The organism is Methylocaldum sp. GT1TLB, assembly GCF_051027445.1.
Lineage (GTDB): Bacteria > Pseudomonadota > Gammaproteobacteria > Methylococcales > Methylococcaceae > Methylocaldum.
Map to the genome: position 1 here is coordinate 3,411,040 of NZ_CP194898.1, position 16,353 is coordinate 3,427,392.

Genomic DNA, 16,353 nt, shown 5'->3' on the forward strand with positions numbered 1-16,353 from the left:
CATGGAAACGCTGAGCCTCGATTTCATCGGCGACGACACGCTCACCGGCTATCGCCTGTACCGCCTGGAAGTGTTCAACTGGGGCACCTTCGACGGCCGGGTCTGGACGCTGCATCTCGACGGCAAGAACGCTTTGCTCACCGGCGACATCGGTTCCGGCAAATCCACCCTGGTCGACGCCGTGACCACGCTGCTGGTGCCGGCCCACCGCATCGCCTACAACAAGGCGGCCGGAGCCGACAGCAAGGAACGCACCCTGCGCTCCTACGTGCTGGGTCATTACAAGTCCGAGCGCAGCGACGCCACCGGCTCGGCCAAGCCGGTCGCCCTGCGCGACCACAACAGCTACTCGGTGATTCTCGGCGTGTTCCACAACGCCGGCTACGACCAGACCGTAACCCTGGCCCAGGTGTTCTGGATGAAGGAACCGCAGGGGCAGCCCGCGCGCTTCTTCGTCGGCGCCGAACGCGCGCTGTCCATCACCGCGGATTTCGCCCATTTCGGCTCGGACATCGGCGCCCTGCGCAAACGGCTGCGCAACTCGGGCGTCGAAATCTTCGACAGCTTCCCGCCTTACGGCGCCTGGTTCCGCCGCCGCTTCGGCATCGACAACGAACAAGCGCTGGAACTGTTTCACCAGACGGTGTCGATGAAATCGGTGGGAAACCTGACCGACTTCGTGCGCAGCCACATGCTGGAGCCTTTCGACGTCGCTCCCCGCGTCGCCGCCCTGATCGCTCACTTCGACGACCTCAACCGCGCCCACGAGGCGGTGCTCAAGGCCAAGCGCCAGGTGGAATTGCTCACGCCTCTGGTGGCCGACTGCGACCGGCATACGGAAGTCAGCGCCCGCTGCGAGGAACTGCGGGCCTGCCGCGAGGCGCTCAAACCTTATTTTGCGCGCCTGAAACTCGGCCTGCTGGAAAAGCGCATCGCGACACTCGACGACGACCTGGCGCGACTCAATACGCTGGTGGCGCGGCTGGAAGAACGAAAGCAAGGACAGCAGGCCGAAGAGAGGGAACTTCGGCGCAGCATCGCCGAGAACGGCGGCGACCGCATCGAGCGGATCGGCGAGGAAATCCGCCAGAAAGAGGAAGAACAGGCGCGTCGGCGCAAGAAAGCCGAAGACTATGCCGAACTGGTGCGGTCCTTGGGTCTCGTTCCGCCCGAGAGCGACGACGCCTTTCTGGCCCAGCGGCGGGAATTCGCCGCCTTGCAGGAGCAGGCCGACGCCCGCGAAGCGGAGCTGCAGAACGAGCAAAACGAAGTGCACTTCGCTTTCGCCCAGGGCCGCGAGGAACACAAGGCGCTGACGGCCGAGATCGAGAGCCTGAAAGCCCGCCGCAGCAATATCGACGCCCAGCAGATCGCTATGCGCACCGCCTTGTGCCGTGCGCTGAACCTGTCCGAGGACGACATGCCGTTCGCCGGCGAGCTGATCCAGGTGCGCGAGGACGAGCACGAGTGGGAAGGTGCGGCGGAACGCCTGCTGCGCAACTTCGGCCTGTCCATGCTGGTCCCGGATGTCCATTACGCCCGGGTCGCGGAGTGGGTGGACCGCACCCACCTCAAGGGGCGGCTGGTCTATTTCCGGGTGCGGGAAGGCCAGCGCGGCGAGCTCCCCAGCCTCAACCGCGACTCGCTGGCGCACAAGCTCGCGGTCAAGCCCGATTCGGCCTTTTACGACTGGCTGGAACGCGAACTCGCCCATCGCTTCGATTACGCCTGCTGCGCAACGCAAGAGCAGTTCCGCCGCGAACCCAAGGCCATCACCCGCGCCGGCCAGATCAAGGCGCCCGGCGAGCGCCACGAAAAGGACGACCGGCACCGCCTGGACGACCGCAGCCGCTACGTGCTCGGCTGGTCCAACGCCGCCAAGATCGCGACTCTCGAATCCAGGGCACGGCAGCTCGAGACCCGGCTGGGCGAGCTGGGCAGCCGCCTCGCCGCCCTCGACACCGAACAAAAGGCGATCAGAGCCCGCCTGGCGACGCTGTCGAAGCTCGACGTCTACCGCGACTTCCGCGAACTCGACTGGCACCCCCTGGCCAGCGAAGTGGCGAGGTTACAGGAAGAAAAACGCCAGCTCGAAGCCGCCTCGGACGTGCTCAAGCAACTCGGTGAACGCTTGAATGCCCTGGTGCTCGCCCTGGAAGAAACCGAACGCCGGCTCGTCGACCGCAGGGACGATCGATCGAGGGCAGTACAGAGGAGGAACGATGCCGACGCCTTGCGCGTGCAAACCCAGGCCGTGCTCGACGACCCGGCCAATGCCGTCCACGCGGCCCGCTTCGCCTCGCTGGACGCAATGCGGGCGGAAGCCTTGGGCGAACATCGCCTCGAAGTCGAAAACTGCGACCCGCGCGAACAGGACACGCGCAAGTGGCTGCAGGGCCGCATCGAAGCGGAGGACGCCAAGCTCGGCCGTCTGCGTGACAAGATCATCAAAGCCATGGCCGAATACAAGGAAGCCTACCGGCTGGAAACCCAGGACGTCGACGTCAGCGTCGAGGCGGCCCACGAATACCGCGAGATGCTGGCGAAACTGGAAGCCGACGACCTGCCCCGTTTCGAGGCGCGCTTCAAGGAACTGCTCAACGAAAACACCATCCGCGAGGTCGCCAATTTCCAGTCGCAACTGAACCGCGAGCGGGAGACCATCAAGGAGCGGATCGCCCAGATCAATGCGTCGCTGAATCAGATCGACTACAACCCCGGCCGCTACATCGTGCTGGAAGCGCAGCTGTCCCCGGACAACGACCTGCGCGACTTCCAGGCCGCCTTGCGCAAATGCACCGAAGGCGCGCTGACGGGTTCGGACGACGCCCAATACTCGGAAGAGAAATTCCTCCAGGTGAAGGAAATCATCGAGCGTTTCCGCGGGCGCGAAGGACAGGCCGACATGGACCGGCGCTGGACGGCGCGGGTCACCGACGTTCGCAACTGGTTCACCTTCGCCGCCTCGGAACGCTGGCGCGCCGACGGAACGGAGCACGAGCACTACTCGGACTCGGGCGGCAAATCGGGCGGACAGAAGGAAAAACTCGCCTACACCATCCTGGCGGCCAGCCTGGCCTACCAGTTCGGCCTGGAATGGGGCGCGGTGCGCTCCCGTTCCTTCCGCTTCGTGGTCATCGACGAAGCCTTCGGCCGCGGCTCCGACGAGTCGGCCCAGTACGGATTGAAGCTGTTTCAGCAGCTCAACCTGCAACTCCTGATCGTCACGCCGCTGCAGAAGATCCACATCATCGAACCCTTCGTCGCCAGCGTCGGATTCGTGCACAACGAGGAAGGCCGCGCCTCCAAGCTGCGCAACCTCACCATCGAGGACTATCGCGCGGAAAAGGCGAGGGCTAGGGCGTGACGTCTTTTCATCCACTTACGGAATCTCTTAAAAAGCCCTTCTCCTGTGGGAGCATAAATATCTACGCAGATCGTCACCCCGGCAGGGATTGCCGGGGTCCAGAAGCCAAGGACGGCAAAGGCCGGTCACGTCCATGTGTCCTGGATACCGGCAATCCCTGCCGGTATGACGCCTAAACCCGAAGAAATTGAGGCATGACCTGGACCACCCCCACCGACCTCCGCGCCCAGGTGCAAAAACTGTGGGACAAAGGCCTGATCCTGGCCAGCCTGGCCGGCTGCGAGACCGTGTTCCCCCGGCGACTGACGCTCAAGGGACCTTCGTCCTCCGAACTCGCGGACCGGTTCGAACAGGTGCGGACGTGGATTGCGGACCTCAGGCAAGGCGCGCACTACCGGGTCGTGATGCGCGAGGTGCGGCACCGCGTTCTCGGCGCGAACCGGATTCCCGACGAAATCTGGATCGACACGCTCGACGACGCGCTGGCCCTGATCGGAAAACGCCGCGACGCCGAGCGCTTCGCCGAGCTGGCGGCGATCACCCGCAACCGCCAGTCTTCGGCGCTCCCCTGGCTGGCCAAGCATCCCTTGAAAGCCCTGGAACTGGCCAATCACTGGCCGTTGCTCCTGGATGTCGTCGACTGGTTGCAGACCCACCAGCGTCCGAGCGTCTATCTCAGGCAAATCGACATTCCGGGCGTCCATACCAAGTTCATCGAAACCCATCGCTCGGTGCTGTCGGAACTCTTGGACCTCGCCCTGCCGCCCGACGCGATCGATGCCGACGCCGTCGGCCTCGGCCAGTTCTGCCGCCGCTACGGATTCCGCGACAAGCCGGTCCGAATTCGATTCCGCATCCTCGATCCCGAACTGGCACTGCTGCCCGGCACCACCGACCAGGACATCACCCTGGACCACGACACTTTCGCCCTGCTCGATCCGAAAGTCGCCCGCGTATTCGTCACCGAAAACGAAATCAACTTCCTCGCCTTCCCGAACCTGCCCCGCAGCATGGTCGTATTCGGCGCCGGGTACGGATTCGACAGCCTGGCCAAAGCCGCCTGGCTGCACCGCTGCGCCGTCCACTACTGGGGCGACATCGACACCCACGGCTTCGCCATCCTGGACCAACTGCGGACCTATCTTCCCCATGCCGAATCCTTCCTGATGGACCGCGAAACCCTGATGGCCCACCCGTCCCAATGGGTGACCGAACCCCAGCCGGTCCGCCGCGATCTTCCCCGCCTCACCCGTGAGGAACAGGCGCTTTACGACGACCTCCGCGACAACCGCATCCGTCCTTCCCTCCGTCTCGAACAGGAACGGATCGGCTTCGGCTGGATCGAGGCGGCGCTGGATAGGCTGCGGTTCGGGCGTGACGGCTGAACTTGTGGTTTGCGTCGCGGCGGTATCGATAGCTGCATTTTGGAACAGATAAGCTGTTTGGGATTGACGAAGTGGATGCCCGGCGCGGCTCGCCATCGTCCGCCACCGCATCAGAAATATTCGAATTTCGCGAGAATTTTCGTTTTTGTTTGTTTATTGCAATCTATACATGACAATAATTAACCTAATCCGCCAGTTGGAATTAACCTGACAGGCCGAAAATCCTCTTCTCCATCGCTTCTCCCAAGGAGAAGATCGCAGCCCAAGCGACTTTTGCCATTTTGAAGGTTTGCGACCAAAGCAAGCGTTTTGTAATTGGAAAAGGGGTTTATAAGCCTTCTCCCTTTGGGACAATGCTGTTAAAGCCTATTCCGTCATTTCGGCAGGAATTGCCGAAATCCAGAAGTAAAGGAAGGGATCGGCCCGGATCCTAATCCCTGTACTCTGGATGCCGGCATTCCCTGGCAGAGTATGACGACTTAAATCAATAACATTGCCCTTTGAAAGAAGGATTGGACTGAAGCCAAGGCCGCGAAGTCGATCTGATGGCCGAGATCGGCACGCAATCGATCTCCTTCGAAGTGAAATACCGCTGCAAGCACACCGGCGCCCTTGCTGTACTGTCGGATGGAAAAGTCGGAATTGGACAGTACCGAAAAAATATAAGACTGAAATCAAGAGACCATCTGCATGGCAAAGATTAAAAAACCTGCCCATCAGCCCGCCACCCAATTTCCTGCATCTGCCGACACCTTGCACCAGGAAGGCAATTGGCTCTGGATTCCCCTGCGTCGGGAATGGCGCGAAATCACCGTCAAACCAGAGGAGATCGTCCGCCAGCGCTTCATTCGTACTCTGGTCGACCACTACGGTTATAGCCTCGACCAGATGGATCAGGAACGTCGAACTCAGCACGGCCATAAGAGTCCACGGGCCGACATCGTGATCTGGCAATCGGCGGCTGATAAGGCAGTCAACCGCACACCGGTCTTGGTAGTGGAGTGTAAGACGGAAACGATCGAGATCCAGGAACGCGACTACTACCAGGGCGAGTCCTACACACGAGCTACGGGTTGTGAATTCTTCATAGCCCATAATGTTCGGCATACTGCCGTATTCAAACTGGTACCCGGTCTGCCCGGTGAATTCGTCCCCATCAACGAAATCCCGAAAGCGAGCGACTGGGGCGACGCCCGGCGCATCGAAGAGATCAAGAGCCGCTTACGCGCTTTCAACCGTAAGGAATTCCAGGACCTGCTTTTCGTCTGTCACAGCATACTACGGGACGTGCATAAGATGGACCCTGGCCGCGCCTTCGACACCATCTCCAAGATTCTCTTCATCAAGATGTACGTCGAGCGCTCTGGCTTACACGGCACATTCACCACCGAATACCTCGACCGGCGTGCTGCCTCGCGCATGCCAAACGATCCGCTAGTCCACGATGGCCTGTTCGAATTGACCAAGGACTACTACAAGGCCGACGACCTGTTCACGGTCGCCGACAAGCTCGACATCTCGGAAGAAACGTTCCGCCGCATCGTTAAACAATTGGAACGCTTCGATCTCTCCAAGACCGGCGACGACATCAAGGGTCTGGCTTTCGAGCGCTTTCTCGGCACCACCTTCCGGGGCGAGTTGGGGCAATTCTTCACGCCGCGTCCGGTGGTGGAGTTCATGGTCGATATGCTCAATCCCCAAGAGGGACAACTAATTTGCGACCCCGCCGCGGGCTCAGGCGGTTTTCTTATCCGGGCCTTCGAACACGTCCGTGCACAGATCGTCGCCGACATCCAGCGGCAAAAGGACGAAGAGCGCGCACGCATCGAAGCGCTCGGTTTATCCGAAGACGAAGAGCATCGGAAAATCGAACAGGCTTTTGCCCTCTTTAACAGAGAGCTGCTGCCAAGCGGCGAAGACAATCAGCCCATAGACACCCGCGTGGGCCGGCTCGCTTGGCAGTGCATCTACGGCACTGACGCGGAGCCACGCGCTGCCCGCACCGCCAAGATGAACATGATCATGCATGGAGACGGGCACGGCGGCATCCATTATCACGACGGCTTGCTCGACATTAACGGCATCTTCAACGGCCGCTTCGACCTGGTGCTGACCAATCCGCCGTTCGGCTCCAATGTCGGGTCGGACCAAAAAGTGGGCGCCAGCGACGAAACGCGCGTACCGACTGATCTTGAGTACCTGTACCGCTGCAAAGCACGTTACGGTGAAACATGGGAAGAAAGTCACCAACGCTTGTTGCAGGCTGCCACCGAAAAAACGCCCATCCTTGATCTGTTCGAAATCGGCAAGGGCAAGAACAACCGCCCCACGGAGCTGATCTTTGTCGAGCGTTGCCTGAACCTGCTCAAACCCGGCGGCCGCATGGGCATTGTTCTGCCCGACGGCAATCTCAACAATCCCTCGCTCGCTTGGCTGCGACGCTGGGCCGAAGGCCGCGCCAAGCTGCTTGCCGTGGTGAGCCTGCCGGAAGAAACCTTCCGCTCGTCGAACGCCACGGTCAAAGCCTCACTGGTCTTCTTGCGCAAATTCACAGAGGCGGACGCGCTGGCTTGGGAGGCGGCTTGGACGCAAGCTCATAGCGAGCTGGATGCCTCGTTCGATAGGCAACGCGACACCCTGAACGCCGACTATGCCCCGCGCATCATCAGCGGCGAAGACCCTGAAGCGGTAAGCCTGCTGGCAAAACTAGCGGCGCTCGGAATTAACCGCAACCTTCCCACGTGGCGACGAGGCGAGCCGCCCGCTTATCCCAGGACCATCGGCCCCACGGTGCAGGGCAAACCCGTCTGGCAAGGCGAGGCCGACAAAGCGCACAGGAAGGCCGCTGCTGAACTCAAGCGCCGAGCGCAAGCTGCCTTGAGCAGAGTACAAAAACAAAGCGACGCGCTGCTGTCCGAGTTGAAGATCAAGTACCGCACCGTGGATGAAGCCCACAACGCTGCCCTATGGGCGCGGGTTCGCGAGCTGTTCGACTACGCGGTTTTCGTCGCCGCACCCAAAGCGGTGGGCATCACCTCGACCGGCGAAACCGGAGAAGGCGTGCCCAACGAACTGCCGCAATTGCTTGAGGCTTTTTGCAACTTCGAGACATGGTTGGCTCAAGGTGCCGCGCAGGAGGAAATACCAAATTTTCCGGTACCCTCCGCTGCGTGATCCGGTGGTGGAGGGAGATTGAACGCTGGATCGAAGACGAAGAAGGCAATCATCAAAGTGCCTTTCCCGAATATTCCCTTAGCGACTTCATCATGCGCAATGTCGCTCCAGTGGACCGTACAACTGTTCCGCTCGATGAATTGAACATTATTGCCAAAATCACGTTCGGCGGTGATCTTCATATTCGAACTGATGAGGAAAAGCGAGGTTACAAGGGGCCGCTTTTCTATGCGCACTCCGGCGATCTGGTGATATCAAAAATTCGCGTTGCCCAGGGTTCGCTCTGCATCGTACCTGATGAACTCGGACACCTTGCCGTCAGCGCCGAATACCCGGTGTATTCGATCAACCATGAGCGGGTATCTGGTGACTTTATTCGGCTGGTTATTCGCTCTACCGCTTTCAAACAACGGCTATCGCGCCTACGCTCGGGCAATACGACTAAAGCGCGGATTCGCCCCGCTCAGTTCGAAGCCCTTAAGATCCCGTTGCCGTCACTGGATGCGCAGCGGGCCTTGGTCACTACTTATATAGATGCACTCGCCCGTGCTGCCAAGCTACATCAGGAAGCACAGACCATTGAGCAGGCGGGCTTGCGGGCTTTCGAAGAAGCCCTGGGTGTCGCTCCGCCGCCACCTCTGCCAGAGTTGCCGGTGTTTATTGCGCGGTTCAAGGACGTTGAACGATGGAGTCACGAAGGCATCTTGCGCGCTATCGCTCAACCCCAAACGGCCTCAGCAATGTGGCCGATGATTCCGTTAGGTTCCGTTGGCAAAGTGACCTATGGCATTCAAAAGTGTCCCGCGAATCGACCTAGTACACACGCTCGACCTTACCTTCGAGTGGCGAACGTGCAGCGAGGTATCTTGGATCTTCGTGAGATCAAGTACATAAATGTACCCGATGAGGAGATGCCTAAGTTTCGGCTAGAGGAGGGTGACATTCTCCTCTGCGAGGGTAATAGCGCTGATCTTGTAGGACGCGGAGCTATTTGGCGTGGAGAGATCGAAGACTGCGTTCATCAAAACCATGTGCTGCGGGTCAGGCTCGACCAGAAAAAGCTACTTCCCGAGTTTGTGATGGCCGTGATCAACAGCGAGTACGGCCAAGCTTATTTTCGCTCCAAGGCCAAGCGGACAACGAATCTTGCATCGATCAACAGCAGGGAGGTTGCTAGCCTTCCTGTTCCCCTTCTACCAACAAACCATCAACAGGATCTGCTGCAGGCGCTACAGCAAAGCGCGTCAGCAGCTGAAACCAAACGCGCCCAAGCCCAAACTCTTCGAGCGACCGCCTGGGCTAACTTCGAATCCGCGCTGTTTACTGCGAATCCGCAATGGCGTGAATGATGAAAGCTCTTTCGCAGCGATCCTGAACTCGCGAGATTGATGTTATGACTCAGCCAGAAAAAACCGTCGGCGAATTCCTCCTCTACGAAACCGAAGACGGGCGTACCCGCGTCGAATGCCGCTTCGCCGACGACACGTTATGGCTGACTCAAGCTCTGATGGCGGAGTTGTTTCAGAAGGATGTTCGTACGATCAATGAACACCTGCAGAACATCTACGAGGAACAGGAGCTTGACCCGGAGGCAACTATCCGGAAATTCCGGATAGTTCGCCAGGAAGGCAACCGCAAGGTCAGCCGCAACATCGATCATTACAACCTCGACGCCATTCTCGCCGTAGGCTACCGAGTACGCTCGGTGCGCGGCACGCAGTTCCGCCGCTGGGCCACGGAGCGGCTGCGGGAGTATCTCGTGAAGGGCTTCACGCTGGATGATGAGCGGCTGAAGAATCCACCCGTAGCGGGCTCCGGCGTGCCGGATTATTTCGACGAACTGCTCGAACGCATCCGCGACATCCGGTCCAGCGAGCGGCGCATGTATCTGCGGGTGCGCGAGATTTTCTCGATGGCGGCGGATTACTCCCCCTCGTTGGCGGAAACGACGCGGTTTTTCCGGGTCATTCAGAACAAGCTGCACTTCGCCGCCACCGGCAAAACGGCTGGGGAGATCATCCGCGAGCGTGCCGATGCGACCAAACCGAACATGGGGCTGACCTCGTGGAAATCCGGCTCAGTGCAGAAGGCAGACGTCACCATTGCCAAGAATTACCTGCGGGAGCATGAAATCAGCGAGCTGAACCGTATTGTCGTGATGTGGCTGGACTTCGCAGAGGATCAAGCCAAGCGGCGAAAACAAATCTTCCTGAAAGACTGGGAGGAGAAGCTCGATGCCTTTCTCAAATTCAACGACCGTAACGTGCTACTGAATTCGGGCAGCATCTCAAAGAAGCAGGCCGATGCGCACGCAGAAAGCGAATACGGCCGCTTCGCCGCCGAGCGCAGAGTACTACTGGAGGCCGAGGGCGAGGAGCACAATATCAAGATGCTGGAAGCGGCGGCCAAAGCCCTGCCGTCGCTCAAGCGAAGAAAGAAGCCTGGCGATAAGTCATAGCGATTTGACAGCTCGTACCATGGTCCGTCCGCTCCGTGGGGTTATATTACCGACCCGTGTGCAGGAAGCCGGTTTGGAACCCACGTTCTCGCCCAGCGAAGCTTGGCTCCTGGCCCGCTCGTTCGCTTCGCCCATGGGGCTCGTCTGGACGATTCGGCATTAGAGTCATTCGAGACAAATCATGATCTCCGCCAACCCCCCTTTCGACCCCGCCTACGGCTACACCCTGGAGTCGCTGCTTCGGGTCGGCTGCCCGGAGGAACCCGGCGATTTCGCCGAGTTCTGGGAAACCCGTTACCGGCGCGCGCTGAGCGTTTACCCGAACCCCGAGCTGTCTCGCGGCAAAGACGTTCATCCGGACTTCGATGTTTACGATGTCCGTTATCGATCGACGGACGATTATATGATCGGCGGCTGGCTGTTGAGTCCCAAACACGGACCGATTCGGCGGGGGCTGGTGGTGGGGCACGGTTACGGCGGCCGGGAGGGTCCGGATTTCGATCTTCCGGTCGGCGAAGCGGCGGTGTTGTTTCCCTGCTTCCGCGGGCTTTCCTTGAGCCGCGACCCGCGCCTGCCGGACAACCCCGCCCGTCATGTCCTGCACAGCATCGACCGGCGCGATCGTTACATCCTGGGCGGCTGCGTCGAGGATTTGTGGCTGGCGGTCTCGGCGCTGCTGAGCGTCTTTCCGCAAGTCGAGGGGCATATCGGCTACTCGGGTATCAGCTTCGGCGGCGGCATCGGCGCTTTGGCCCTGCCTTGGGAGCCGCGCGTTCGCTTGGCCCATCTGAACGTTCCGACCTTCGGCCATCATCCTTTGCGTCTTGCGCTGCCGACCCTGGGAAGCGGGGAAGCCGTCCGAAGATACGAGCGCCGGCACGGGTCCGTGCTGGAAACCTTACGCTACTACGACGCCGCCTGCGCCGCGCGGCACATTCGGATTCCCGTTCATGTCGCGGCGGCCTTGTCCGATCCGTTCGTCGCACCGCCCGGCCAATTCGCCATCTATAATGCCCTGGCGGGACCGAAACGCTTGTTCGTGCTCAAAGCCGGCCATTCCGATTATCCGGAACGGCTCGAGGAGGAGCGGGCGTTGCTGGCGGAGCTTGGCGCTTTTTTCGAACCGCTCTAGGCAGGGCGAAATTTCCTGTGCCGCTAAAGAGCTTTTCGCCGCGGTTTTTCAGTGAGGACCGAAAAATTCGTAGGTCGGCGAGGAGCTTTGTCGGCAAGGGATTGCCGACCTACTAAACTCGAATGATTTTTCGAACCGCTTGGAGCGAGGCGGGTTTCCGGTGAGGACGGCGCCCGGTCTCAGATTACGCAGCCGAGCGAATGAACTAATCTTGAATCGAGCCGAAAAAAGGCGGGCTGACCGCCTCGGCTCAATGGAACGGCCGGGCGATAAGCCGGATCACGGAGGTCATTTGGGTCCGCGACCCGGACAAATCACGGATTATTTGATTTTCGCTTCCTTGTACAGGACATGCTTGCGGACGACGGGATCGAATTTCTTGATCTCCATCTTTTCCGGCATGTTCCGCTTGTTCTTGGTGGTCGTGTAAAAATGGCCGGTGCCGGCGCTCGATACCAATTTGATTTTGTCGCGCATGGTTCAGACCTCGATTAGACTTTTTCGCCGCGCTTGCGGATATCCGCCAAAACGGCATCGATACCCTTCTTGTCGATGATGCGCATTCCCTGGCTGGAAACGCGAAGGCTTACCCAACGGTTTTCGCTTTCGACCCAAAAACGGTGCTGGTGCAGATTCGGATTGAACAGGCGCTTCGTCTTATTGTTAGCGTGCGAGACGTTATTGCCTACAATACGGCGCTTGCCCGTCACCTGGCATACTCTGGACATGGTTGACCTCTAACTCGCCTAGCTGGAACGGAAATCAGGCTTTATATATGATTCAAGGTTTTTAAGTCAAGCCGCGCTCCTCCTATTACGGAAAAATCGCTATGAGTCTAAAGCTCGGGATCGTCATGGATCCCATCGGAAAAATCAAAATCCACAAAGACACCAGTTTCGCCATGCTGCTGGAGGCCCAGTCGCGGGGTTACGAGCTCCATTACATGGAGCTCAACGATCTTTATTTGCGGGACGGACGCACCTATGCGCGGATGCGCCGCCTGAGCGTGGAGCGCAACCAGCAGTCCTGGTTCAGCTTCCTCGGCGAGACGGTCGCGCCGCTGGATTCCTTGGACGTGGTGTTGATGCGCAAGGACCCGCCTTTCGACCAGGAATACATCTACGCCACCTATCTCTTGGAATGCGCCGAAAACCAGGGGCTTTACGTGGTCAATAAACCACGCTCGCTGCGCGATGCGAACGAAAAGCTCTTTACCGCCTGGTTTCCGCAGTGCTGCCCGCCGACCCTGGTGGCCAGGGAAGGGCACAAGATCCGCGAATTTCTGCACGAACAGGGCGAAATCATCCTGAAGCCCCTGGACGGCATGGGCGGCGCCTCGATTTTCCGCATCGCGGAAAAAGACCCCAATCTGAGCGTCATCCTGGAAACCATGACCCGGCACAACTCGCGCTTCGTCATGGCTCAACGCTATCTGCCGGAAATCGTCGACGGCGACAAGCGCATCCTGCTAGTGAACGGCGAGGCGGTTCCTTATGCTCTCGCCCGTATCCCCGCGCTGGGAGAAAGCCGCGGGAACCTCGCCGCCGGAGGACGCGCGGAGGGACGCGAACTGACCCCGCGGGATCGCTGGATCGCCGAGCAAGTAGGCCCAACGCTTCGGGAGAGAGGACTCGTATTCGTGGGACTGGACGTGATCGGAAACTATCTCACCGAAGTGAACGTGACCAGCCCGACCTGCGTGCAGGAGCTGGATGCACTGTTCGGCTTGAATATCAGTGCCTTGCTGATGAATCATATCGAGTCCGTTGTGCGGGCTTAATAACGTCGACTCATGAATACCGAAAAGGTTTTTTCCGACCGCTTTCTTCTATCCCTGGTTTTTGCCGGCATCGCACACGCCGTTCTCATCCTGGGCGTCAGCTTCGAAATGCCCAAGCACCCGGAAATCAAGAAATCCTTGACCATCGCTCTGGTGCGAAATGCTTCGCAGAAGGCTCCGGAAAAGGCCGACTTTCTCGCTCCGGACAACCAGATAGGCAGCGGAACCCATACCGAAAAGGCGATTCCGAGGAACCAGCCCACACCGCAGGAAGGACAGGGCCAGCAAACCGAAAACGCGCCCAATCCCGCGCATGTTCAGGAAGCCAAACTCAAACGCGTGCTGAGACAGGAAAAATCCGAAAAGAAGATCGTCACGGATCAAGGCACGGAGATACTGCCGGAACCGCAGCCCGTAAAGCTCACCGCCGCGGCGCTCAGCCAGCAGATTGCCGAATTGAGCGCCGAACTGAACAAATCGCGGGAAGACTATGCCCGCCGTCCCAAGCTGGTTTACATCAACTCGGTGAACGCCCACAAATACAAGGCCGCTGCCTACGAGAAGGCCTGGCAGGACAAAATCGAGCGTATCGGCAATCTTAATTATCCCGACGAAGCCCGCCGCCGGAATCTTTCCGGAAGCCTGCTTCTGAGCGTCGGCATCAAGCCGGACGGAACCGTGTACAGCATACAGGTCCGGCATTCTTCCGGCCATCAAGTTCTGGACGACGCCGCAACGAATATCGTGCAGCTTGCCGCTCCCTTCGCACCTTTTCCCCAAGAGCTGAAACAGGAAGCGGATGTTTTGATCATCACCCGCACCTGGCGGTTCGAGAACGATCACCGTCTCCAAACCGGCCCCTGATTCACCCCAGCTTTCCCTGCAAGCTCGGACTCTCCGCCATAACGTCCGAGCGCCTGTCCAGGCAGCCTTCCACCGCCTAGCCTTCCCCCAAAAACCGACTATTCTTGATGTGTCCGGCCAGGACGCCTGGGCCCGCTGACTGAATCTTCCCTTTAGAACGATGTCCGCCGACCCTGTAGAGAGCCGTCCACCTTATCCCTGTTAATTGCCTAGCCGTTTCCTCATTAAGAACACCGATGGTCGATTATCTCTCCCAAGCTCAGCGACCGGCCTTGCCGCGATGCGGTGAGGCAGGGCCCGACGTTGGTCCAGGGAATTTTGCCGAACCGGCCTTTCTGATCGAGGACTCGCTCCAACCGAATCCGCTCTGCCTAGGCACAGAAAACGACGTCGCAGATTATCTGGCCCATTCCGTGTCTGCGGTTCCCGACAACTTGCTGCGACACACTCAGCGGGTGTTGCACCACTACCATCAAAACGACCGAGACGGCCTGTACGCCGCTTTGTTGGACCTTTTCATTGCCCTGGAACACAGGGGACCCTCTCTCCGCAAGCGATTGCTGACAGGGGCGCGGGATCGGTTGAGGAAGGATTGCTATGCGCGTCTCGATCGATGGCTTGAATGCGGAAACACGCCCGACTGGGCCGAGCTGCCGCCGGCCGGGCAATCGGTTCTTGCCCCAGGCGTCATCGGTTCGCTGAATTTGGTCCAGGTGTCGATCGATGCCTCGGACGAAGAACGCGACCCGCTGGTGGAAGCTCGGGAACACATCGAATACAGCCAGATCGATCAAGCGAGAGCGGTACTGGAAGGCGCATTGTTCCGACTGCCTGAGCGAACCGATTTACTCGAGGAACTACTGCTGCTGTATCGGGCGACCGGTGATCTCGACAATTTCTTGCGCACGCGTGAAAAGCTTCGGGCGATCATGGACCCCCTGCCGGCGATTTGGGACGAGTGCGAACGATATCTGCGAAAGGAACATACCCCATGACCGATTTTGCCATCGCGCCATTAAGGTTGGCGGTTCTAGGGATGGACGAGCGGACTGCGAAACTGTTCAAGATGTTCCTGCACGGCCCTTGCCGAAACCAGGCCGAGATCGTCGGCGACGGAGAAGAAGCGGAAGCCTGTATGATCGACATGGACGCACAGAGGGCGGCCGAATTGCTGGATCGGGAACGGCAAACCCATCCCGACCGGGTCCTTATCCTGCTTTCCCTGAACGACCGTGCGTCTTCGCCCGAGACCGTTTTTTTGAAGAAACCGGTCCAAGCCGAGAGCATGCTGCAGGCGATCCGGCGCGTCCGGCAAATTCTCCAAGGCCGCCAACCGCGGCAAGCCGGAAAGCCGGAGCCGGAAACCCGCCCGACTCCGTTACGGGCGGTCGTTGCGCCGGAAAAATCGGATGGATCCGTATCCAAAGTGGCCGCCCTAATGGATGAGCAAAGCTTCATGAGCTTTCTGGGCGTCCGCGACGACATCGATCCGACCGTTCCCGAACAGGCTGCGGCGGTCCGCTACGATCCCAAGGATTTTCTGCAGGGGAGCTTCGAATCGGCCTGCGCGCTCGCCATTTCGCATCAACAGGCTTTGCGGGTGGAAACGCCATGGAAGCCGCTGGTCGTCTTTCCACAGATTCGACGGATATGGATCAACGCAGACGAAGCTCAATTGCGCGCCGCCTGCGCGATTCGCATTAACAATCTTGCGCATATGGACATCGGCGGACCCCGCGCGCAAACCGCCAAGGATCTGAAAGTTACGCCGATCGACGCCGGCCAGGCCGAGCTCGATCCGAGCCGGATGATCTCGCTGGATGCCTTCTTATGGAAGATGGCGATCTGGACGTCAAAAGGCAAGATCCCTGTGGACATCTCGTTCGAACACGAGGTAGCCCTCAAACACTGGCCCAATCTGACCCGCTTCCTGCTGATCCCTCATACCATGCGAATCGCAGCACTGTTGTATCACAGCCCCCATACCGTATGCGAGGCGGCGCAGATTTTAGGCATACGGCAGCAGTATGTGTTTGCCTTCATCAGCGCCGCTCATGCCTTGCGACTGATAGAGCAACGGCCGAAACAGCAGACGGCCCGCGCGGAAATTCAGGCGTCGACCGCCAGACCGGAGCCGGAGCGCACGTCCTTTCTCGGGAAGATTTTGAAACACTTGAAAATGTCTTGACGGGA

Annotated in this window: 12 protein-coding genes; 10 read left to right on the top strand and 2 right to left on the bottom strand. The window is 59.4% G+C overall.

Going from position 1 to position 16,353, the window contains the following annotated elements; all coding sequences use genetic code 11:
• The first annotated feature begins 1 nt into the window (after position 1).
• The 6 genes from ACR2R1_RS14845 to ACR2R1_RS14870 all read left to right on the top strand — a co-directional run bounded on the left by ACR2R1_RS14845 (position 2) and on the right by ACR2R1_RS14870 (position 11,516).
• Positions 2-3,367 (top strand): ATP-binding protein, encoded by a 3,366-nt coding sequence (locus ACR2R1_RS14845; protein WP_434110719.1) that lies wholly within the window; start codon positions 2-4, stop codon positions 3,365-3,367.
• A 194-nt stretch (positions 3,368-3,561) separates the two neighbouring features.
• Positions 3,562-4,752, top strand: a complete 1,191-nt coding sequence (locus tag ACR2R1_RS14850; protein ID WP_434110721.1) for a DUF3322 domain-containing protein — start codon at positions 3,562-3,564, stop codon at positions 4,750-4,752.
• A gap of 690 nt (positions 4,753-5,442) precedes the next feature.
• Positions 5,443-7,926, top strand: a complete 2,484-nt coding sequence (locus ACR2R1_RS14855; RefSeq protein ID WP_347258578.1) for an N-6 DNA methylase — start codon at positions 5,443-5,445, stop codon at positions 7,924-7,926.
• On the top strand, positions 7,923-9,275 hold the full coding sequence (locus ACR2R1_RS14860) for a hypothetical protein (RefSeq protein ID WP_347258577.1): 1,353 nt from the start codon (positions 7,923-7,925) through the stop codon (positions 9,273-9,275). Before ACR2R1_RS14855 ends, ACR2R1_RS14860 begins: the two co-directional genes overlap by 4 nt.
• 158 nt (positions 9,276-9,433) lie before the next feature.
• Positions 9,434-10,384, top strand: a complete 951-nt coding sequence (locus tag ACR2R1_RS14865; RefSeq protein WP_434110723.1) for a virulence RhuM family protein — start codon at positions 9,434-9,436, stop codon at positions 10,382-10,384.
• A gap of 181 nt (positions 10,385-10,565) precedes the next feature.
• Positions 10,566-11,516 carry an acetylxylan esterase gene (locus ACR2R1_RS14870; RefSeq protein ID WP_434110725.1) on the top strand — a complete coding sequence of 317 codons (951 nt, stop codon included), beginning with the start codon at positions 10,566-10,568 and terminating at the stop codon, positions 11,514-11,516.
• Positions 11,517-11,837: 321 nt separating this feature from the next.
• Here ACR2R1_RS14870 and rpmG read toward each other — a convergent pair whose 3' ends face one another.
• Positions 11,838-11,993, bottom strand: coding sequence for a 50S ribosomal protein L33 (gene rpmG / locus ACR2R1_RS14875; protein ID WP_077728264.1), 156 nt, complete (start codon positions 11,991-11,993; stop codon positions 11,838-11,840).
• Positions 11,994-12,007: 14 nt separating this feature from the next.
• Positions 12,008-12,244, bottom strand: coding sequence for a 50S ribosomal protein L28 (gene rpmB / locus ACR2R1_RS14880; RefSeq protein ID WP_077728265.1), 237 nt, complete (start codon positions 12,242-12,244; stop codon positions 12,008-12,010).
• 101 nt (positions 12,245-12,345) lie between these two features.
• On the opposite strand from rpmB, the gene gshB reads away from it, so the two are divergent.
• The 4 genes from gshB (at position 12,346) to ACR2R1_RS14900 (ending at position 16,348) form a co-directional block, all read left to right on the top strand.
• Positions 12,346-13,296 (top strand): glutathione synthase, encoded by a 951-nt coding sequence (gene gshB / locus ACR2R1_RS14885; protein WP_086133810.1) that lies wholly within the window; start codon positions 12,346-12,348, stop codon positions 13,294-13,296.
• A gap of 12 nt (positions 13,297-13,308) precedes the next feature.
• Positions 13,309-14,160 carry an energy transducer TonB gene (locus ACR2R1_RS14890; protein ID WP_077728267.1) on the top strand — a complete coding sequence of 284 codons (852 nt, stop codon included), beginning with the start codon at positions 13,309-13,311 and terminating at the stop codon, positions 14,158-14,160.
• A 236-nt stretch (positions 14,161-14,396) separates the two neighbouring features.
• Positions 14,397-15,155, top strand: a complete 759-nt coding sequence (locus tag ACR2R1_RS14895; protein WP_434110727.1) for a type IV pilus assembly protein FimV — start codon at positions 14,397-14,399, stop codon at positions 15,153-15,155.
• A complete protein-coding gene (locus tag ACR2R1_RS14900; protein ID WP_434110729.1) occupies positions 15,152-16,348 on the top strand; it encodes a hypothetical protein in 1,197 nt (398 codons plus the stop codon). Before ACR2R1_RS14895 ends, ACR2R1_RS14900 begins: the two co-directional genes overlap by 4 nt.
• Positions 16,349-16,353: the final 5 nt, after the last annotated feature.